The following is a 19,106-nucleotide window of genomic DNA, read 5'->3' as shown; positions in this document are numbered from 1 at the left end:
GACGCCCCTCCGGCCTCGTTGGCCCCGGCCCGAGTCAACAACGTCATGCCCTCCTACACCTAGAGGGCCTGTGGTTGAAGAGTCGGTCTTACGATGGACAATGGTCCAAACCAGCGACACCAGTGCGCACTGTTCGTGCTGTGGGCGGCGTCTGCCGTTGAGCAGGTTGCACGCGTTGGCGGATGGCGCGGCTTACGTCTGCCGGCGGTGCGGCTTATGGATTGCGGTCCGTCGTCGCTGAGTGATTCCGTTGAAACGTCTGGTTGTGGATGTGCCGATGATCAAAGGTAGCTACAGATGACTTCGGCATTGCACTGAGCGGGGTCGCCGGCCGCCGCGGTTCCGTGAAGGCCGGCAACGGTTTCTCTGAGCGCGGTGAGTTCGGCGATGTGCCTGTCCAGGTTCGTCAGGTGCTCGGCAAGCTGATCACGCACGTGGCCGCACGGCGCCGTGCCAGCATCCCGGATTTGGAGGATGTCGAGGATTTCGGCCAGAGTGAGGCCGGCAACTTGGCTGCGCCGGATGAATTCAAGCCTGACGATCGTGTCCTCTGGATAGTCGCGGTAGCCGTTGGTGGCTCGGTCGGCCTGCGGCAGGAGCCCTCGCTCCTCGTAAAACCTCAAGGCCTTGGTCGTCACGCCGGAGGCCGCCGCTACTTCACCGATACGCATGCTTCACCTCGTTCTCGAAAGACTCCGTAATCTTCCATTTTGCTGGAAGATCACGAAGGTGATGGGGGTCTTTGTGGTGTGCCAATTCCTTCGTGCTCCCGCCTGTACGTTTCTCGACCCGGTTAGGGGGTGAGGTCGAGTTGTTCGAGGGCGACCTGGTAGGCCTCGTGGTAGGTCGGGAATTGGGCGACCTGGTCCAGGAGCGTGTCGATCGGCAGTTGCGTGCGGATGGCGAGGGAGGCGTGGTGGATCCACTCTCCGGCCATGGGGCCGACGGCCCAGGCTCCGATGAGGATCTTCCGGTCGGCGTCGGCGAGTAGGCCGAGGTGCCCGCGGGGGTCCTGCTCGTAGGTCCAGGGTCGGGCGATGGCGTCGGCGAGGTCCAGTTCCGTGGCGATGGTGCGGATGCCCTGCTTCGTTGCCTGTTCCTGGGTTAGTCCGGCGCCGGCGATTTCGGGGTCGGTGAATACGACACGCGGTATGCCGTCGTAGGTGGCCGGGTGGGGTCGGCCGAGGATGGCGTCGGCGGCGATCCGGCCTTGGTACTTCGCGACGTGGGTGAAAGGCATGATGCCGGTGACGTCGCCGATGGCCCACGTGTTTTCGCCGGCGCGGCAGTGGTCGTCGATCTGGATTTCTCCGTGGTCGCCGAGGGTTACGCCAGCGTGTTCGAAGCCGAGTCCTTCGGTGCGTGGTGTGCGGCCGGTACCGAAGATCACGACGTCTGCTGCCACCTCACCGGCTGGATCGCCGTCGCGTGTCTGAAGCTCGATGATGCTGTCGGCTCCCTCGCGCCGCGCCTGGACGGCGGAGGTGGCCAGCCGGATGTCGATGCCGGCCTCCTGCAGGTACTGGTGGGCAAGTTCCCCCACCCGGGGCCCTTCGCGGTCCAGTAACCTCTCGCCGCAGTGGATCAGGGTGATGGCCACTCCGAAGCGGGCCAGGAACGTCGCGGTTTCCACGCCGACGGCGCTGCCGCCGATGATGACCGCCCGCTCGGGGAGCGTGCTGGTGGTGTAGGTTTCACGGTTCGTCCAGGCCGTGATCTGGTCGATGCCGTCCAACGGTGGGATCACGGCGTCGGAGCCGGTGGCGATAATGATGTGCTCGGCTGTGATCTCGCGGTCTCCAGCCTGGATCCGGCCCGGTCCGGTAATCCGAGCTTCGTCCTTGATCACCACGGCGCCCTCTTTGATGTACCCGTCGACCTGTGCCTGGTCATCGAGGTTCCGGATCATGTAGTCCCGGTACTTTGCAGTGGCAGCCCAGTCCAGTTCGGCGCCGGAGACACCGGCGGCCCGTTGAACTTCCGTGCGCGCTTCCGGCGGCCGCAGGACGGTCTTGGAAGGGATACACGCCCAGTAGGCGCATTCCCCGCCGATTAGTTCCCGCTCGAAGACCACGACGTTCTTCCCGGCTTTCAGAAGCCGGTCGGCCGCGACCTCCCCGCCTGGGCCCAGACCGAGGACGGCAACATCGAAATGTTCACTCATGAGAATTTCTCCTTCAGATTCAGCGGATCTTTCCCGGCTCTTTCCGGTCCTTCGTCAACATCTCGCACCGGCCCCGGCCCGCCTCCTGCACCGGTACTGAACCCGTGCAAGCCCTCCAGTTGCCAGTGGTGGTCCGGCGGGTAGTGGTGGGTGGTCGGTTGGTTCAGCAGGCGCAGCTTTGGACGCCGTTGCTTACCTGGTCGGTGGCGGGTCCTGGTGTGTGGGTGAGCATCTTCTCAGCCATGGAGGATCCGAGTTCGTAGGCCTCTTTGACAGGCATGATGGTGCCGCCGGGGTGGGTTTCGAGCCAGGGCGCTGCGTCGTCGGGTGAGGCGAAGAAGTGGACCTGGTTGCAGAACGATGAGCGGACGGAGCTGATGTCCTCCGGGTTCACCAGGGACACCACGGCGGTGGCCGGCTCCACGCTGGTGACACCCATCGCTGTGACAGCCACCCGTACCGGGGTGCCTGTGGCCTGATGTGAGGATTCGATACGCGCGGATGCGCCCAGCAGGGTCGGGAAGATCAGGGTGTCCAGCGCGCACCAGGTGTAGAGTTGCTCACCGTTTACCTCGAACCGGTGCTGCGTGGGGCGCTGCGTCAGGCCCTGCCCGATGATCCGCCCGGACCCGTCGTACTCCGTGTCGCCCATCGCCTTGAGGGCAGTGCGGACTTCCTCCCCGGCACGGCCGGTCGCCGCGGCGAGGTCGCTCACGTCGACCGGGTCGCCCAGGGCGAGGAGTTTCAGTAGGGGCATCCACAGCCAGGGCTCCATCCCCGTCTCGTTGGACGCAAGCCGGTCAGTGACCTCGCTGATGTTGTTCATCGCGGTCGTTCCTTTCAAGGCATGGTGTGTCAGTGTTCGGCGATCGGTGGTTCAGGTGTTCAGGCGGCGCAGCAGGAAAGTTTGGAGACATCCGTCTTGAAGGACTGGGCAACGATCTTGATGCCCTCGGCCATGGTCAGGTACGGGCTCCAGAGGTTCGCGACCTGATCGACGGTCATCCCGGCCTGCAGGATGTACACGCCTGTTGCAGCGAGGTCGCCGGCTTCCTTCGCGACGGCGGTGATACCGACGATCCTGCCGGTGTCGGCGTCTGCGACCATCTTGATGAATCCGCGGGTGTCCCGGTTCACCACGGCGCGGGGTATGTATTCCAGCGGTACAACCCGGCATTCGCACCTGATCCCGGCGTCTCTTGCCTGCTTGTCGGTCATGCCGACAACCGCGAGGTTAGGGCTGGTGAACGTGACGCGGGGCAGGTGGCTGTAGTCCACGGCGCGGCCGGCGTCGCTGAAGGCGTTGTCGACCATCAGGGTGCCGTGGGATGCGGCGACGTACACGTATTCGGGGTGCCCGGTCACGTCCCCCGCAGCCCAAACGCGTGGGTTAGAGCTCACCAGGGTGTCCTCGACGACGACTTCCCCCTTGTCCCCGGTCTTCACGCTCACCCCGGCCAGGTTTAGCCCGTCGGTGACCGGGCGCCGACCCGTGGCGACGAGGACCTTGGAGGCCCGGAGGGTTTCGCGCCCGCCGGCGATGTCGGCCTGGGCGGCAATGCCGCCGTCCGTGTCCTGGGTGATGGAGGAGACGGTGGAGCGGCGGATGACCCGGATGCCCTCGTTGGCGAAGACGCTCATCAATGCCCTGGATGCTTCGGGTTCCTCACCCGATGCCAGGCGAGAGCGCACCAGCATGGTGACCTTCGAGCCGAGGCGGGCGAAGAGTTGGGCCTGTTCCAGGGCGACGTACCCGCCGCCGATGACCAGCAAGGACTCGGGTACCTCGTCGAGTTCCATGGCCGTGGTCGATGTCAGGTAATCGACCGTGTCCAGACCATTGATCGGTGCGGCCCACGGGGTGGAGCCGGTCGCGACCAGATAGTGGGCGGCCGTGATCGTCTCCCTGGTCCCGTCCTGCGCGGTGACCTCCAGCGCAGGGTCCGCGGCGGTGCCGGTGAATACAGCATTGCCGTGGCGCAGCTCCCACCCGTAGTCCGCGACGAGGTCCACGTACTTATCGGAGCGCACGTTCTCCACCAAGGCGCGCTTTCCCGCGATGAGTGCTTCCATGTCCACGGGTCCCGCGGTGGCGGTGAGGCCGGGGAACCTGCCGGCGTCCTGGGCGGTGTGGCGTGCCTCGGCTGCGGCGAGCAGAGCCTTGGAGGGGATGCATCCGGTGTTCACGCAGGTCCCGCCCACGGTCCCGCGTTCGATCATGACGACCCGTTTGTCGAGGTTCGTTGCCCTGATCGCGGCAGCGAACGCGCCACCACCGGAACCGATGATCGCCAGATCGAAATGCGGTACTGCCTCGTTCATGCGAATCTCCCTACACTGCCATCGGGCACCGGTTCATTGCGTGACGGCAGAAGCTGATGGCTGGTTTTCCAGTGGTTGATCTTCAGTCTGCACCTTCCCCTACGGGGGAAGGTCAAGGGTTCTCTGAACGGACGACGGGCTGGGGGCCCTCGAGGTGGTCGAGGCCGGTCCAGGCGATGTCTTCAAGCGGCCCGTAGGCGGGCGAGGTCGTTCCGGCGCGGCAGGCGTACTCCCACTCGGCCTCGGTGGGCAATCGGTACCCGTCAGCGCTCGTGTTCCAGGTAACGGAGCGTCCGTCCCCAGCACGCGTGTAGGCCGGCTGCAGCTCTTCGGCATTGGATAGCTCGTTGCAGAGGTTGATGGTCTCGAACCATGTCAGAGGCGTGAGCGGGCGTCCGGTGCTCCGGTCATGGAGGGGGTGCACTGCCATCTCGAAGGGCTCCAGTTCCACATCCCGTGTGGTCCCGCGGCGGGCGTCGCGCAGGGTGATTTTTCCCGAAGACAGGGTGGCCATGGAGGGCTGGTTCATGGTGTCAGCGTCGCACACGGGCTGACTGGAGAACTATGACCCCTAGTCGATCAAGGTTCAAATGTCAATACCTAAGTGACTCATGGTCGCATGAAACATATTTGCGCGTTTGTGAAATCTTCGCTGCATCTCGACAGCACCATCGCCCGGAAGCGCACCCCGGCCGCCCACACCTCCGCCCCTGCAGTAGACTCCTGAACACTGTTCAACTCGTCGGGCACTCGCCATGCGCCCCGCGCCTCGGCTGAGCGCCCCCTCGCACTCGCTTCCGCACCAGGAGTCCCTCCATGAGCACTTCCGTGCCCTCGTCCCACGACGGCCACGTCCGCCCCGCGGCCACCACGACGGCGGACCGCCCCACCGACGCCGGCCGCCCCCGTCGCGGTTCCGCCGGCGGCAGCCTCGCGCGCATCGCCGTCATGACCGCGTTGATGGCCGTCCTCGGTCTGGTGCCGCCGATCGCCGTCGCCGGTGTGCCCGCCCCGATCGTGCTGCAGAACATCGCCGTGATCCTGGCCGGTGTGATCCTCGGCCCGTGGCGCGGTGCCGCCTCGATGGCGCTGTTCGCCGGCCTCGTGGCGCTCGGCCTGCCGCTGCTCAGCGGCGGCCGCGGCGGCCTGGGCGTGTTCGCCGGCCCGACGGCCGGCTTCATCCTCGGCTGGATCCCGTCCGCGCTGATCGTCGGCCTGATCTTCTGGGCCCTCACTTCCCGTGCCCGTCCCGGCCTCGGCGCCGGACGGGTCGCGCTCGGTGCGGCCGTCGCCGGGCTGATCGGCGGCGTCGTCATGGTCTACTTCTTCGGCGTGCTCGGCTTCGTCGGGATCGCCGGGATGGAGTTCGGCGCCGCCGTCCTCTCCATGGCCCCGTTCGTGCCCGGTGACCTGATCAAGCTCGTCGTGTCCGTCATCCTCATCGTCGGCCTGTGGAAGGCCTACCCCCGCGCCTTCCGATGAGCCAGGACCGTTCCGTCACCCTCACGGGCGTCCGCGTCGAGGCCGACGGCCCCGAGGGCGTCGTCGTCCTCCTCGACGGCGTGGACCTCACCCTCACGGCCCCGCGCGTGGCGGTGATCGGGGAGAACGGCTCCGGCAAGTCCACGCTGGCCCGCGCGATCGCCGGGCTGGCCGACGTCGTCGCCGGGGAGGTGACCGTGCACGGGGTGGACGCCGTCCGGGACGTGAAGGCGCTGCGCCGCACCGTCGGCTTCGTGTTCGCGAACCCGGCCGCGCAGATGGTCATGCCCACCGTCCGGGAGGACGTGGAGCTGACCGTGAAGTCGCTCAGGGACGACGCCGGTCGCCGCCTGACCAAGGACGACGTCGCCGCACGCGTGGCCGCGGCGCTCCAGGAGCACCGGCTCACCGCGCTCGCGGACCGGGCGTGCCTGTCCCTGTCCTCGGGACAGGCACAGCGGCTGGCCATGTGCTCGGTGATGACCGCCGGGCCGTCCCTGGTGATCGCCGACGAGCCGACCTCCCTGCTGGACGGCCGGCACCGGCGGATCGTGGCCGACCGGCTGCTGGCCGCCGACCCCTCGGCCCCGGACGGGTTCCAGCTGCTGCTGGTGACGCACGACCTCGAGCTGGCCCGTGCGTGCGACGAGGCGGTGTGGATCCACGGCGGCCGTGTGGAGCGGACCGGCCCGGCCGAGGACGTGGTCGAGGCGTACGAGCGCTTCCTGGACCACGCCGTGGCGGCGGAGCTGCGCTGATGCTCTCCCTGTACATCCACGGCGACTCGCCCCTGCATCACGCCCGTGCCGGCCTCAAGACGGGCCTGTTCGCGGTGTGGGTGCTGGCCCTGACCCTGCTGCCGCTGTCCCTGTGGACGGCGGGCGCCGCCGTCGTGGGCGCCGTGACCGCGTATCTCGTGGGCTTCGGGCTGCGGCGTGGGGCGGCGATGATCGCCTCCGATCTGCGCGCCCTGTGGCTGTTCTACGTGGTCCTGTTCGCGGCGCAGTGGATCTTCACCGACGCGTTCGCCGCCGGACTCATGGTGGCGCGCGTGCTCGGGCTCGTGCTCACCGCGCAGGTGTTGACGCGCACCACCCGGATCGCGGACATGACCGGGGTGGCCGAGGCGGTGCTGCGGCCGGTCGAGCGGATCCCGTGGGCGGGGCCACGCCTGGCGCGGGCGGGGTTCCGCGCCGACCGCGTGGGCCTGGCGATGGGCCTGGTGCTCTCCTCGATCGGCCACCTGCGCGCGCTGGCCGAGCAGATCCGGCATGCGCAGGCCGCCCGCGGGGTACGGATGGCGCCGTGGGCCTGGGCGCTGCCGCTGCTGGTGCTCAGCTTCAAGCACGCCGACGACGTCGGGGACGCCCTGGCCGCCCGCGGCATCGACTAGAGCCCCCGGCCCTCCCGCGTTGGGGGCGGGCCGGTTCAGAGGGGGTTGTCCAGGGGCAGACGGTCGCGGTCGTAGGTGATCTCGGTGAAGCCGTGGGGCGCGGGCTTGCCGTCCTCGCCCAGGGACACGAACACGATCTTGTCGATGGTCAGGATCATCTCGCCGGTCACGATGTTCCGCACCTTCGCCCGCATGGTCAGGGACGTGCGCCCGAACTCGGTGGCGCGCAGGCCCATCTCGATCATGTCGCCCTGCTTCGCCGAGGCCAGGAAGTTGATCTCCGAGATCAGCTTCGTCACGCACCGCGGGTTGCCCAGCTGCAGGGTCGCGTAGATGGCCGCCTCCTCGTCGACCCAGCGCAGCAGCGAGCCGCCGAAGAGGGTGTTGTTCGCGTTGAGGTCCTCCGGCTTGACCCACTTGCGGGTGCGGAAGTTGACGTCGTCGTGGGCGGCGCGGTCGGCCGAACGGGTGAAGAGCGTGGAGTCCATGGCCCCACGGTAGAGCGACGCCGACGCCGGCACGAGAGAGGGCGCCCGATGCGGAGACGTGCTCGAGCAGGCCGTAGGGTCGCCGGAGGGATCCGCAACGGAGCACACAGGAAGGACCCGGCCGATGACCATCCGCCCCCACCCCGACCCCGCCACACCCGACGCCACCTGGCGCGATGTGCCGGTGCTCGGCTTCACGGTCGCCGCCGGCATCGCCGTCCTGTTCTGCCTGGTCTGGCTGCTCCGCGACGGGCTCACCACCGACTACACGTGGGGGCTGCTGCTGTCCCCGGTGCTCATGAGTGTGCCCGGGGCGGCGGTGATGGTCCTCTGGGAGCGGCTCCTCGCCCGCGTCCCGCGGCTGGCCGCCACGCTGGTGGCCGTCGCCGCCCTCCTGGCCCTCGGGCTGGTGCTCGCCTGGTGGCTCGTCGAGGTGAACGCGCAGACGCACCTGTTCACCGGGAGCACGTTCTGGCTGCTCGCCGTCGCCCCGGTCTGCGCGGGCCTCGCCTGGCTCGCACACCGGCTGCTCCCGGCGGCCCGCCGTCCCGTGGAAGAGCCCCCCGCCGCCCTCGACGACGACGCCTGGGCCCGCCGCCTCGCCGGCGTCCTGCGGCTGCGCAAGGACCTGCCCGACGCGCGGGTGGGCGAGATCGTCCGTGACGCGCGGGCACGCGGGGCCGCGGCCGGGCGCCCGCTGGCCGAGGAGCTCGGCTCCCCGGAGTCGTACGCCGCGGGCTTCCAGAAGGACCGGGTCGCCGCGCCCCGCCGGCGGGCCTGGGCGGTCACCGCGTTCGTGGTGATCATCCTGGCCACCCGTCTCCCGGGCGTGGTGGCCGGGGAGCGGCTCAGCGCGTGGGACGTCGCGTACCCGCTGGTCGCCGTCGTCGTGCTGGTGTGGACGTGGCTCGACTACCGGGCCGCCGTGCGTCGCGCCCGCCGCTGAGGGGTCTCAGGCCCCCGCGGCGGCCAGCACCCTCGCCACGTGCCGGCGGTGCACCTGGTGGATGACCTCGATCAGTCCGCACCCGAGCGCGGCGACCACCAGCGCGGCCACGAGCAGGTCCGCCGGCGGGACCTCCATCCGGTGGTACCAGCGGGAGGCCGGCACCAGCACGACGGCGGCCAGCACCGCGTACATCGCCAGGATCAGCAGCGCCACGCGCGCGTTCAGCGGCCGGGACATCACGCTGAGCACCCACAGGCCCAGCAGGGTCAGGGTGATCATGAACGCGGCCTGCTGGCGGGCCAGGTCGACGTCGCCGGCGGTGAGGCGCACGTACGTCTGCAAGGCCACCATGGACAGCAGGATCACCGCGCCGGAGGGGATCGCGAACCGCAGCGCCCGCCCCAGGAAGCCGGGCACATAGCGGCGCGGGTTCGGCAGCAGGGCGAGGAAGAACGTGGGCGCGCCGATCATGATGAAGTCCACCGTGGAGGCCTGCCGCGGCAGCAGCGGGAACTGCCACGCGAACAGGGAGAACACCACGCCGAACAGCAGCGCGTACGTCGTCTTCGTCAGGTAGATGTGGGCGAGCCGCTCCATGTTCGCGATCACCTGGCGGCCCTCGCCGAGCACGCGCGGCAGGCGGTCGAAGCGCCCGTCCAGCAGCACCATCCGGGACACCGCCTTGGTGGCCGGGGCCGCGTTGCCCATGGCGATGCCCAGGTCCGCGGTCTTCAGGGCCAGGGCGTCGTTCACGCCGTCGCCGGTCATGGCCACCACGTGCCCGCGCGACTGCAGCGCCTGCACCATCGCCTTCTTCTGGTCCGGGCTGACGCGGCCGAACACGTCGTGCTCGGCCATCACGGCGGCGAGCTCCCCGGGATCGTCCGGCAGGGTGCGCCCGTCGTAGGCCTGGCCCGCCACCTCGAGGCCCACCTCGCGGGCCACGGCGGCCACGGTGCGCGGGCTGTCCCCGGAGATCACCACGGTCCGCACGCCCTGCGCGTGGAAGTAGTCGAGGGTCTCGGCGGCGTCCGAGCGCACGTTCTCGCGGAACGTCACGACGGCGACCGGGACGACTCCGGCGGGCAGCACGTCCCCGACCAGGGGCTCGTCCGTGCGGGCCAGCAGCAGCACGCGGCGGCCGGCGTCCGCGTCGGCGTGGACCTGGGCGCGGACGGCCTCGGCGGCCTCGGGGCCGAGGACCTGCTCGTCCACGAGGGCCTCGGGCGCGCCGAGCAGCCACGTGCCGGCCGCGGCCCCAGCCTCGGGGCCGAACGCGACCGCCGACCACCGGCGTGCGGAGGAGAACGCCACCTGGGCCGCGGGGTCCACGGCCGGGACGGCCGTGAAGGGCTCGCGCAGGGCCGCCGCGGTGGGGTTCACGTCCGGGTCTGCGCCGAACCAGGCGAGCACGGCCCGAGCCCCGTCGCCGACCTCGGCCGGGGCGCCGTCGTCGTGGGCGTCCGGGGACGCGTCCGCCGAGGCGGGCGCGGCGAGCCGGTCGAACCGGACGCCGCCCTCGGTGAGGGTGCCGGTCTTGTCCAGGCAGACGGTGTCCACGCGGGCCAAGACCTCCACGGCGGGCTGCTCCTGGATGAGGACCTCCTGCTGGGCCAGCTTGAGCGCGGCCACGGCGAACGCGATGGTCGTCATGAGCGCCAGGCCCTGCGGGATCATGCTGGTCACCGCCGCCACGGACGCGATCAGCGCGGGCTCCAGGGCGGCCTCGCGCGGCTGGGAGAGGGCGAGGGCCCAGCCGCCGACCGCCGTCATCTGGCCGTGCACGATCACCGCGATGATCGGCACCAGGGCGATCGTCAGCCAGCGGGCCACCTTCTCCAGGGCGCCGCGCAGCTCCGAGTGGATGGCGGAGTAGCGGCGGGCCTCGGCGCTGAGCCGGGCCGCGTGCGAGGCCGAGCCCACCGCCGTCGCGCGTACCAGGCCCGCGCCGGCCACGACGGCCGAGCCCGAGAGCACGGCGTCCCCGGGGGTCTTCGGCACGGGGTCGTTCTCCCCGGTGAGCAGCGCCTCGTCCATGTCCAGGCCGTCCGAGACGAGGACCTCGCCGTCCACGGGCACCTGGTCGCCGCGGCGCAGCACCACGACGTCGTCCCGCACGATCTGCGCCATCGGCAGGGGCACGCGCGCCCCGTCCCGGATGACGACGACGTCGTCCTGGTGCAGCAGCGCGATCCGGTCCAGCTTCCGCTTGGCCGAGTACTCCTGGACCACGCCGATCACCACGTTGGCCACGGCCGCCAACGAGAACAGCAGGTCCAGCCAGCGGCCCATCAGGATCACGACGACGGCGCACAGCGCGATCGCCAGGTTGAACAGCGTGAACACGTGCACGCGCAGGATCTGCCCCAGCGAGCGGGACGTGTCCCGCGACTGGACGTTGACCAGGCCCGCGGCCTCCCGCTCGGCGACCTCGGCGGCGGTGAGCCCGGTGATCCCCGCCGCGCCGGTGAACCCCAGGCCCGTCCCGCTCTCGGGGGCGGACGGGTGCGCGGACGCAGGGGAGGGGGAGGCCATGGCACAGAATCTACCCAGCCGGCGTGGGGCCGGGCATCCGACGAGGGGATGAACCCGGGTGCGACCGCAGGCGGGACCGCGGGTGGGGCGGGCTCACTCGCCGGCCTGGCCGTCGATCCCCTCGCGCAGCAGGTCGGCGTGGCCGGCGTGGCGGCCGTACTCCTCGATCATGTGGGTGAGGATCCACCGCAGCGAGACCGGGTCCCGCCCCTCCCGGATCCGGTGGGCGCGGGCCAGGGCCGCGGCGCCGTCGTCGCCGTCCGCCGCGAGCAGGTCCACCACGATCTGCCGGGACCGCTCCACCTGGCCCTGCCAGAGGGCGCGCAGGTCCGCCGCGGAGTCCTGCGCCGCGCTGTGCCAGTCCCAGTCGGGGTCCGCGTCGAAGTCCGCGCCCACCCAGGGCGTCGAGGTGGGCTCGCCGAGGGCGACGGCCTCGAACCACCAGAACTCGACGAACGCGAGGTGCTTGAGCAGGCCGCCGAGCGTCATCGCGGACGGGTGCCCCGGCAGCCGGCGGTGCAGCGCGGCCGTGTCCAGGTCCGCCGTCTTCCACTCGATCGTGGCGCGCAGGAAGTCGAGGAAGCCCAGCAGGGTGGCGGCCTCGCCCGCGGCGAAGGGCGGCTCGGGGCGGCCCTGGTCGTCGTAGAACACGGTGGTCATGGCGGCCAGGCTACGCCCCACCCGCGTTGTCGTTCGGGAAACGGCGCGTCCGGGGGCGGGGGCGCGGGCGGCCGGGGGCGGGTGAGGTGGCGGACCTGGAACGCGTGCGGTCGCTTTGAGCCTGAAAAGTGCGCCCATACCGACCGCAGGCGTTCCCGGAACGGGCGGGCCGGCGTCGTCGGCCTGGCGGACGAGGTGCATGACGCCCTCGCGGTCGGAGGCGATCCTGCTCACCGCGGCGGATCGACCACGAGTCGCACCCGCGGGCTCGCCTGCTCGGCGGCGCCCTCCTGGGTCTCGGCGATCCGGCGCCAGATGCGGTCCGCCGACGGGTCGACCATCAGGTGCCCCATCTGCCGGATGACGGTGCCGAACACGGACGTCGGCATGCTGCGCCGCGGGGCGAAGCCGGACCGGCGCAGGCGCTCGGTCTGTTCCGTGGTCAGGTCCACGAGGCGCTCCAGCAGGGACTCGGTCTCCCCGCCGGCCTCCAGCAGCGAGCGGCGCACGTAGGCCCCCACCACCGGGTGGTCGGCCAGCAGGTCCGCGAACGCCGCGTCGCGGGCCGCGGACACCACCTGTGGGGTGCCCACGAGCGGGACCTCGTCGAGGGTCGCGGCGATCAGGCGCAGCACGTCGTCGTCGACGGCGCGGGTCAGCCCCGCCTTGCTGCCGAAGTGGTGCCGCACCAGCCCGGGGGCGACGCCGGCCCGTTGCGCTATCTCGCGGACGCTGGCCATCTCGACCCCCCGCTCGGCATACAGCTCGAGGGCCGCCAGGCGCAGGCGCGCGGGGGAGGAGAGATCGTCCTGATCGAAGGGCAGGGGGGTGTTCATCGGGTCCTCGGGGCTGGGTCGGCGGATGGGATGGCCCGTGGTCGGGAGATGAGGATGCGGGGGCTCGCTGAACCCTACGGCAGGGATCGAAACGCCCCCCGCACCCTTCTTGCACGCTAGTGCAACATCGTGCTTGAGTGTGCAACATCAGCTCAGTGAGGCATGTCACAGACGACTGCCGCCCGCCTCCGCGACCACCACACCTCCCAGGGGGACCCATGCAGACCACCGACACCGTCCTCGGCACCCCGTCCACCATGGGCGACGACGAGCAGCTCACCACCACTCGCCTCCTGCGGGACGCCGCCCGGACCTTCGGGGATCAGCAGATCATCCACACCCGCGGCGGCGGCTCCCGGTGGCAGACCACCTACGCGGCCGTGTGGGAGCGGGTGCGCCGCATGGCCGCGGCCCTGCGCGCCGAGGGCGTCGGGCCGGGGGACCGGGTCGGCCTGCTGCTGTGGAACGACGTCCGCCACCTCGAGTCCTACTTCTCCGTCCCGCTGCTGGGCGCGACCATGGTGCAGCTCAATCTGCGCCTGGCGCCCACGGACCTGGCCTACGTGATCACCCACGCGCAGGTGGGGACGATCGTCGTGGACGAGACCCTCCTGGAGCTCGCCGCCGCGCTCGAACCGCACCTGCCCGGGGGCATCCGCTGGATCGTGGCCGGCGACGGCGAGCTCCCCGCCGACTGGGCCGGTCGCGGCGACGTCCTCTCCTACGAGGCCCTCCTCGACGGGCAGGAGCCGCTCGAGACAGCGGACCTGCCGAACGTGAGTGAGCGCTCCGCCTCCGGCGCCTGCTACACCACGGGCACCACCGGCCGTCCCAAGGGCGTCTTCTACTCGCACCGGGCCACCTGGCTGCACGCGCACGCCGTGGTGTCCACCCTGGGCATGACCATGGCGGACACCGCCCTGCTGCTGACCCCCATGTTCCACGCGCAGTGCTGGGGCCTGCCGTTCGCCGCCGTCGCCGTGGGCGCGCGCCTGGTGCTGCCGGGCCGGTTCAACCTCACGGACACCCCGTGGCTGACCTCCACCCTCGTGGACCACGGCGTCACCGTGGCCCCGGCAGCCCCCGCGATCCTCATGCCGATGCTCCACCACCTCCGCACCCTCGAGACGCCCCCACGGATGGACGGCGTGCGCCTGCTGTGCGGCGCGACGGAGCCCCCCGTGGCCATGATGCGCGGCTTCGACGAGCTCACCGGCGCGGAGGTCATCCACGCCTACGGCGCCACGGAGACCTCGCCCATCGTCTCCCTCAACCGCATGAAGCCGAGCCTCATGGACACCCTCTCCGAGGATGAGCGGTGGAACCTCAAGCGGTTCCAGGGCCTCGTCGTCGTCGGGGTGGACGTGAAGATCACCGACCCCCTGGGCGAGCTGCTGCCGCCCGGCGAGGAGAACGTGGGCGAGATCCGCCTGCGCGGGCCCTGGGTGACCACCTCCTACGCAGACAACGCCGAGGCCACCGAGGCCGGCTTCGACGACGAGGGCTACTGGCGCTCCGGGGACCTGGGCTACCTCTCCCCGGAGGGCTACCTCAAGGTCACCGACCGCCTGAAGGACGTGGTCAAGTCCGGTGGCGAGTGGATCTCCTCGATCGACCTGGAGAACCACATCATGACCGTCCCCGGGGTCCGCGACGCCGCCGTGATCGGTGTCCCCCACCCCCAGTGGGAGGAGCGCCCCCTGGCCCTCGTGGTGCGGGACGAGGACTCCGACGTCGACCAGGACGCCGTCCTCGCCGCACTCGCCGAGCGCTTCGCCACCTGGCAGCTGCCCGACGAGGTCCGCTTCGTGACGGAGATCGATCGGACCGGCGTCGGGAAGGTCAACAAGCGCAAGCTGCGCGCCGACTACGCCGACGCCCTCACCTCCGGCCGCTGACCGGCCCGCCCCCTCCCCAGACCCACCCCGACCCCAGGAGACCCCGTGACCCAGGACGCCTTCCTCTACGACGCCCTCCGCACACCGCGCGGTGCCGGCAAGCCCTCCGGCTCCCTCCACGAGGTCAAGCCGATCGACCTCGTCGTCGGCCTGACCCACGCCCTGCGCGACCGCCATGAGGGGCTCGACCCCGCCGACATCGAGGACATGATCCTCGGCTGCGTCAGCCCGGTGGGCGACCAGGGCGCGGTCCTGCCCCGGGTGGCCGCCCTCAAGGCGGGCCTGCCGCAGACCGTGGCCGGCGTGCAGCTGAACCGGTTCTGCGCCTCCGGGCTCGAGGCCGTGAACCAGGCCGCCGCCCGCATCCGCTCCGGCTGGGAGTCTCTGCTCGTGGCCGGCGGCGTGGAGTCCATGTCCCGCGTGCCCATGGGCTCCGACGGCGGCGCGTGGGCCATGGACCCGGCCACCTCCCTGGCCACCGACTTCGTCCCGCAGGGCGTCTCCGCGGACCTGATCGCCACCCGTGAGGGATTCAGCCGCGCAGAGCTGGACCGCTTCGCCGCGCAGAGCCACCGCCGTGCTGCGGCGGCGTGGCAGGAGGGCCGGTTCGCCCGCTCCGTGGTCCCGGTGACGGACATGAACGGGATGACCGTGCTGGACCGGGACGAGACCATCCGCCCCGACTCGTCCGTGGAGACCCTGGCCACGCTCAAGCCCTCCTTCGAGGCGCTGGGCCGGGAGGCGGGCTTCGACGCCGTGGCGCTGGAGAAGTACAGCTCGCTGGCGGGGATCGAGCACCTGCACCACCCCGGCAACTCCTCGGGCATCGTCGACGGCGCCGCGCTGACGCTGATCGGCTCCGAGGAGGCCGGCCGGCGGGCCGGGATGAGTCCGCGGGCCCGGATCGTCTCCGCCGCCGTCGTCGGCTCCGAGCCCACCATCATGCTCACCGGCCCCACCCCGGCGTGCCGCAAGGCCCTCGAGGTGGCCGGCATGACCGCCGCGGACATCGACCTCGTGGAGATCAACGAGGCGTTCGCGGCCGTGCCGCTGCTGCTGATGAAGGAGATGGGCTGGACCGAGGAGCAGACCAACGTCAACGGCGGCGCGATCGCCATGGGCCACCCCCTGGGCGCCACCGGCGCCATGATCCTCGGCACCCTCGTGGACGAACTCGAGCGGCGCGACCTGCGGACCGGCATCGCCACGCTCTGCATCGGCGCCGGCATGGGCGTCGCCACGATCGTCGAGCGCGTCTGAGCGCCCCACCCACCCGACCGACCAGCACGGCAGGAAGAGCACCGGCATGAGTGAGCACATGATCACCTGGGACCAGGACGCCGACGGCGTCGTCACGCTGACCATGGACGACCCGCAGGCGCGGGTCAACACGATGAACGAGCGGTACCAGGACGCGATGGACGCCGTCGTGGACCGCCTGGAGGCGGAACGGGACACGGTGACCGGCGTCGTCCTGACCAGCGCGAAGAAGACCTTCTTCGCCGGCGGCGACCTGGACTCCCTGGCCCAGGCCGGCCCCGAGGACGTGGAGTCCGTGTTCGCGCTGACGCAGCGGGTCAAGGGCCAGCTGCGCCGCCTCGAGACCCTCGGCCGCCCCGTGGTCGCCGCGATCAACGGCACGGCGCTCGGCGGCGGCCTGGAGATCGCGCTGGCCTGCCACCGGCGCATCGCCGTGGACGACCCGGGGCTGAAGGTCGGCCTCCCGGAGGTCACCCTGGGCCTGCTGCCCGGAGGCGGCGGCATCACCCGCCTGGTGCGCATGGTGGGCGTGGAGCGCGCCCTGATGGACTGGCTGCTGCAGGGCACCGCCCGCGACGCCCGGGCCGCGATGGAGAAGGGGATCATCGACGAGGTCGTGACCGACCCCGCGGACCTGGTGCCCGCCGCCAAGCGCTGGATCCTGGAGCACCGCGACGACGCCGACGCCGCCGTGAAGCCCTGGGACGTCAAGGGCTTCACGATCCCCGGCGGCACCCCCGCCCAGGCCTCCTTTGCCTCCCGCCTGCCCGCGTTCTCCGCCACCCTGCGCCGGCAGCTCCACGGCGCGGACCTGCCCGCCCCGAAGGCGATCCTCAGCGCCGCGGTGGAGGGCTCGCAGGTGGACTTCGACACCGCCTCGCGCATCGAGACCCGGTACTTCGTGTCCCTCGTGACGGGCCACACCTCCTCCGCCATGATCCAGGCGTTCCACTCGGACATGCAGGCGCTGCGTTCCGGCACGGCCCTGGGCGGTCCCTCCCGCGAGCGCAGCACGATCACCACGGCGGCGGTGCTGGGCGCCGGGATGATGGGCGTGGGCATCGCCCACGCGCTCGCGCTCAACGGCGTGGACGTGATGCTCAAGGACGTCAGCCTGGAGGCCGCCGAGCGCGGCCGTGAGCGGGTGGGCGCCCTCCTCGAGGGGCGCGTGGCGAAGGGGCGCATGAGCCGCGAGGACGCCGACGCCGTCCTGGCCCGGGTACAGCCCACCGAGGACTATCAGGACCTCGCCCACGTGGACGCGGTGATCGAGGCCGTGTTCGAGGACGTCGAGCTCAAGGACGCGGTGTTCGCCGAGGTGGAGGAGGTGGTCGGCCCGGACACCCTGCTGTGCAGCAACACCTCCACGCTGCCGATCACCCTGCTGCAGGGCCCGCGGGAGCGGCCCCAGGACTTCATCGGCCTGCACTTCTTCTCCCCGGTGGACCGGATGAGGCTCGTGGAGATCATCCGTGGTGAGCAGACCTCCCAGCGCACGGTGGAGCGCGCCTACGACCTGGTGCAGCAGATCCGCAAGCTGCCCATCCTGGTCAACGACGGGCGCGGCTTCTACACCTCCCGCGTCTACGGCACGCTCGTGCTCGAGGCCGCGGCCCTCGTGGAGGAGGGCGTCGACGCGCAGCGGATCGAGCGGGCGGCCCGCCACGCCGGCTTCCCGGCCTCCCCGCTGGCCATGATGGACGAGGTCTCCCTGACCCTGATCCAGCACATCCGCCGCGAGGAGGAGAAGGCCGTCGCCGAGGCCGGCGGTGAGCGTCCGGTGCGTCCGGGCGAGCGCGTGGTGGAGCGCATGGTGGACGAGTTCGGCCGCCCGGGCCGCGCTCAGGGCGCCGGCTTCTACGAGTACCCGGAGGAGGGCCCCAAGCACCTCTGGCCGGGCCTGGCCGAGCACTTCGCCACCGGGGCGGACGTGCCCGAGCAGGACCTGCAGGACCGCCTGCTCTACCGCATGGCCATCGAGACGGCCCGCTGCTTCGACGACGGCGTCCTCACCGACGCCCCCTCGGCGAACCTCGGCGGCGTGTTCGGCATCGGCTTCCCGCCGCACACCGGTGGGCCCGTGACGTTCATGACGCACCGCGAGGGCGGACCGGCCGCGTTCGTGGCCCGCGCCGACGAGCTGGCCGACCGCTACGGCGAGCGGTTCCGTCCCGGCGACACCCTCCGGCAGCGGGCCGAGCGAGGCGAGGGGCCGGGCCGATGAGCGCCGCACCGCTGGCCGGGGTGCGCGTGGTGACCATCGCGCTGAACCTGCCCGGGCCCGTCGCCGCGGCCCGCCTGCAGGAGCTGGGCGCCGACGTCGTCACGGTGCTCCCGCCCAGCGGGGACCCCGTGGCCACCCTGGTGCCGGCCCTCTACGAGGAGCTGCACCGCGGGCAGTCGGTGCGCACCGTGGACATGAAGTCCCAGGCCGGGGCCGCCGAGATGGAGCAGATCCTGGCCGAGGCGGACGTGTTCCTCACCTCCCACCGCTCCGGGGCGCTGCGCCGGCTGGGCCTGGACGCCGACGCCGTCCGCGCCCGCCACCGGCGGATCTGCCAGGTGGACATCACCGGATACGACGGGGACCGCACGGACGTGCCAGGCCATGACATCAACTACCAGGCCGCGGCGGGCCTCCTGGCGCCGGGGGCTCCACCGCGGATCCTCGCGGCGGATCTGCACGGTGCCGAGCGGGCCGTCTCCGCCGCGCTGGCCCTGCTGTGGGCCCGCGGCGCGGACGGGGACGGCGGGCACGCCACGGTGGCGCTCGCCGATGCCGCGCACGCCCTGGCCCTGCCCAACCGGCACCGCATGACGGGCCCGCGCAGCCCCCTGGGCGGGGCCCTGCCCCACTACGGGGTGTATCCGGCGGCCGAGGGCCATGTGGCCGTCGGCGCGCTCGAGCCGCACTTCGCGGCCGCGCTCGTCGAGGGTCTCGGGCTGGACGCGGACGGGGACGTCCGCGCGCAGCTCACCGAGGCCCTCTCCCGGCACGACGCCGCCCACTGGCAGGTATGGGGGGAGGAGCGGGGCATCCCGCTCACCGCCCTGGCCAGCCCCACCGCCTGACCCCCACGACTCAGCACCCCCCCTCGAACGACCTCCAGGAGCCCCTC

Annotated in this window: 17 protein-coding genes; 8 read left to right on the top strand and 9 right to left on the bottom strand. The window is 71.3% G+C overall.

Features of this window, described 5'->3' with window-relative positions; all coding sequences use genetic code 11:
• Positions 1–281: 281 nt before the first annotated feature.
• The 5 genes from ACZ1IK_RS05645 to ACZ1IK_RS05625 all read right to left on the bottom strand — a co-directional run bounded on the left by ACZ1IK_RS05645 (position 282) and on the right by ACZ1IK_RS05625 (position 5,015).
• The gene (locus ACZ1IK_RS05645) at positions 282–671 is read right to left on the bottom strand and encodes a heavy metal-responsive transcriptional regulator (RefSeq protein ID WP_036334145.1); all 390 of its coding nucleotides are present in this window, start codon (positions 669–671) and stop codon (positions 282–284) included.
• Between the two features lie 122 nt (positions 672–793).
• Positions 794–2,164, bottom strand: coding sequence for a dihydrolipoyl dehydrogenase family protein (locus ACZ1IK_RS05640; protein ID WP_036336637.1), 1,371 nt, complete (start codon positions 2,162–2,164; stop codon positions 794–796).
• Between the two features lie 163 nt (positions 2,165–2,327).
• Positions 2,328–2,990, bottom strand: coding sequence for an organomercurial lyase MerB (gene merB, locus ACZ1IK_RS05635; protein ID WP_036336638.1), 663 nt, complete (start codon positions 2,988–2,990; stop codon positions 2,328–2,330).
• A 59-nt stretch (positions 2,991–3,049) separates the two neighbouring features.
• The gene (gene merA, locus ACZ1IK_RS05630) at positions 3,050–4,486 is read right to left on the bottom strand and encodes a mercury(II) reductase (protein WP_078025618.1); all 1,437 of its coding nucleotides are present in this window, start codon (positions 4,484–4,486) and stop codon (positions 3,050–3,052) included.
• Between the two features lie 112 nt (positions 4,487–4,598).
• Positions 4,599–5,015 carry an SUMF1/EgtB/PvdO family nonheme iron enzyme gene (locus ACZ1IK_RS05625; protein ID WP_227448837.1) on the bottom strand — a complete coding sequence of 139 codons (417 nt, stop codon included), beginning with the start codon at positions 5,013–5,015 and terminating at the stop codon, positions 4,599–4,601.
• Positions 5,016–5,302: 287 nt separating this feature from the next.
• On the opposite strand from ACZ1IK_RS05625, the gene ACZ1IK_RS05620 reads away from it, so the two are divergent.
• From ACZ1IK_RS05620 to ACZ1IK_RS05610, 3 genes are read left to right on the top strand one after another with little or no spacing between them, the layout of a single operon-like run.
• Complete coding sequence (locus ACZ1IK_RS05620) at positions 5,303–5,968, top strand: biotin transporter BioY (RefSeq protein WP_010080061.1); 666 nt, start codon at positions 5,303–5,305, stop codon at positions 5,966–5,968.
• On the top strand, positions 5,965–6,726 hold the full coding sequence (locus ACZ1IK_RS05615; RefSeq protein ID WP_113914459.1) for an energy-coupling factor ABC transporter ATP-binding protein: 762 nt from the start codon (positions 5,965–5,967) through the stop codon (positions 6,724–6,726). Before ACZ1IK_RS05620 ends, ACZ1IK_RS05615 begins: the two co-directional genes overlap by 4 nt.
• Positions 6,726–7,361 carry an energy-coupling factor transporter transmembrane component T family protein gene (locus tag ACZ1IK_RS05610; RefSeq protein ID WP_036336646.1) on the top strand — a complete coding sequence of 212 codons (636 nt, stop codon included), beginning with the start codon at positions 6,726–6,728 and terminating at the stop codon, positions 7,359–7,361. The genes ACZ1IK_RS05615 and ACZ1IK_RS05610 overlap by 1 nt, the downstream gene beginning before the upstream one ends.
• A gap of 35 nt (positions 7,362–7,396) precedes the next feature.
• On the opposite strand, the gene ACZ1IK_RS05605 is transcribed toward ACZ1IK_RS05610, so the two are convergent.
• On the bottom strand, positions 7,397–7,849 hold the full coding sequence (locus tag ACZ1IK_RS05605) for an acyl-CoA thioesterase (protein ID WP_073117263.1): 453 nt from the start codon (positions 7,847–7,849) through the stop codon (positions 7,397–7,399).
• A gap of 124 nt (positions 7,850–7,973) precedes the next feature.
• On the opposite strand from ACZ1IK_RS05605, the gene ACZ1IK_RS05600 reads away from it, so the two are divergent.
• A complete protein-coding gene (locus ACZ1IK_RS05600) occupies positions 7,974–8,795 on the top strand; it encodes a hypothetical protein (RefSeq protein ID WP_256748794.1) in 822 nt (273 codons plus the stop codon).
• A 6-nt stretch (positions 8,796–8,801) separates the two neighbouring features.
• Here the strand turns inward: ACZ1IK_RS05600 and ACZ1IK_RS05595 are convergent, their stop codons facing one another.
• From ACZ1IK_RS05595 to ACZ1IK_RS05585, 3 genes are all read right to left on the bottom strand, one after another.
• A complete protein-coding gene (locus ACZ1IK_RS05595; RefSeq protein ID WP_256748795.1) occupies positions 8,802–11,333 on the bottom strand; it encodes an HAD-IC family P-type ATPase in 2,532 nt (843 codons plus the stop codon).
• 93 nt (positions 11,334–11,426) lie between these two features.
• The gene (locus ACZ1IK_RS05590) at positions 11,427–11,993 is read right to left on the bottom strand and encodes a DinB family protein (protein WP_041104677.1); all 567 of its coding nucleotides are present in this window, start codon (positions 11,991–11,993) and stop codon (positions 11,427–11,429) included.
• 230 nt (positions 11,994–12,223) lie between these two features.
• Positions 12,224–12,829, bottom strand: coding sequence for a TetR/AcrR family transcriptional regulator (locus ACZ1IK_RS05585; RefSeq protein WP_061866814.1), 606 nt, complete (start codon positions 12,827–12,829; stop codon positions 12,224–12,226).
• 218 nt (positions 12,830–13,047) lie between these two features.
• Here ACZ1IK_RS05585 and ACZ1IK_RS05580 point away from each other — a divergent pair, with 218 nt between their 5' ends.
• Genes ACZ1IK_RS05580 through ACZ1IK_RS05565 form a run of 4 tightly spaced genes read left to right on the top strand, consistent with a single transcriptional unit; the run spans position 13,048 to position 19,059 of the window.
• Complete coding sequence (locus ACZ1IK_RS05580) at positions 13,048–14,727, top strand: long-chain-fatty-acid--CoA ligase (protein WP_061866815.1); 1,680 nt, start codon at positions 13,048–13,050, stop codon at positions 14,725–14,727.
• Positions 14,728–14,772: 45 nt separating this feature from the next.
• The gene (locus tag ACZ1IK_RS05575) at positions 14,773–15,987 is read left to right on the top strand and encodes an acetyl-CoA C-acetyltransferase (protein ID WP_036336657.1); all 1,215 of its coding nucleotides are present in this window, start codon (positions 14,773–14,775) and stop codon (positions 15,985–15,987) included.
• A gap of 46 nt (positions 15,988–16,033) precedes the next feature.
• Positions 16,034–18,211: a 3-hydroxyacyl-CoA dehydrogenase NAD-binding domain-containing protein gene (locus tag ACZ1IK_RS05570; RefSeq protein ID WP_036336659.1), complete on the top strand. Its 2,178-nt coding sequence runs from the start codon at positions 16,034–16,036 to the stop codon at positions 18,209–18,211.
• A complete protein-coding gene (locus tag ACZ1IK_RS05565) occupies positions 18,208–19,059 on the top strand; it encodes a CoA transferase (RefSeq protein ID WP_036336661.1) in 852 nt (283 codons plus the stop codon). Before ACZ1IK_RS05570 ends, ACZ1IK_RS05565 begins: the two co-directional genes overlap by 4 nt.
• Positions 19,060–19,106 lie beyond the last annotated feature (47 nt).

The sequence above is a fragment of the Micrococcus sp. CS26 genome (assembly GCF_055522295.1).
This window is presented reverse-complemented; position numbering and strand designations above follow the sequence as displayed.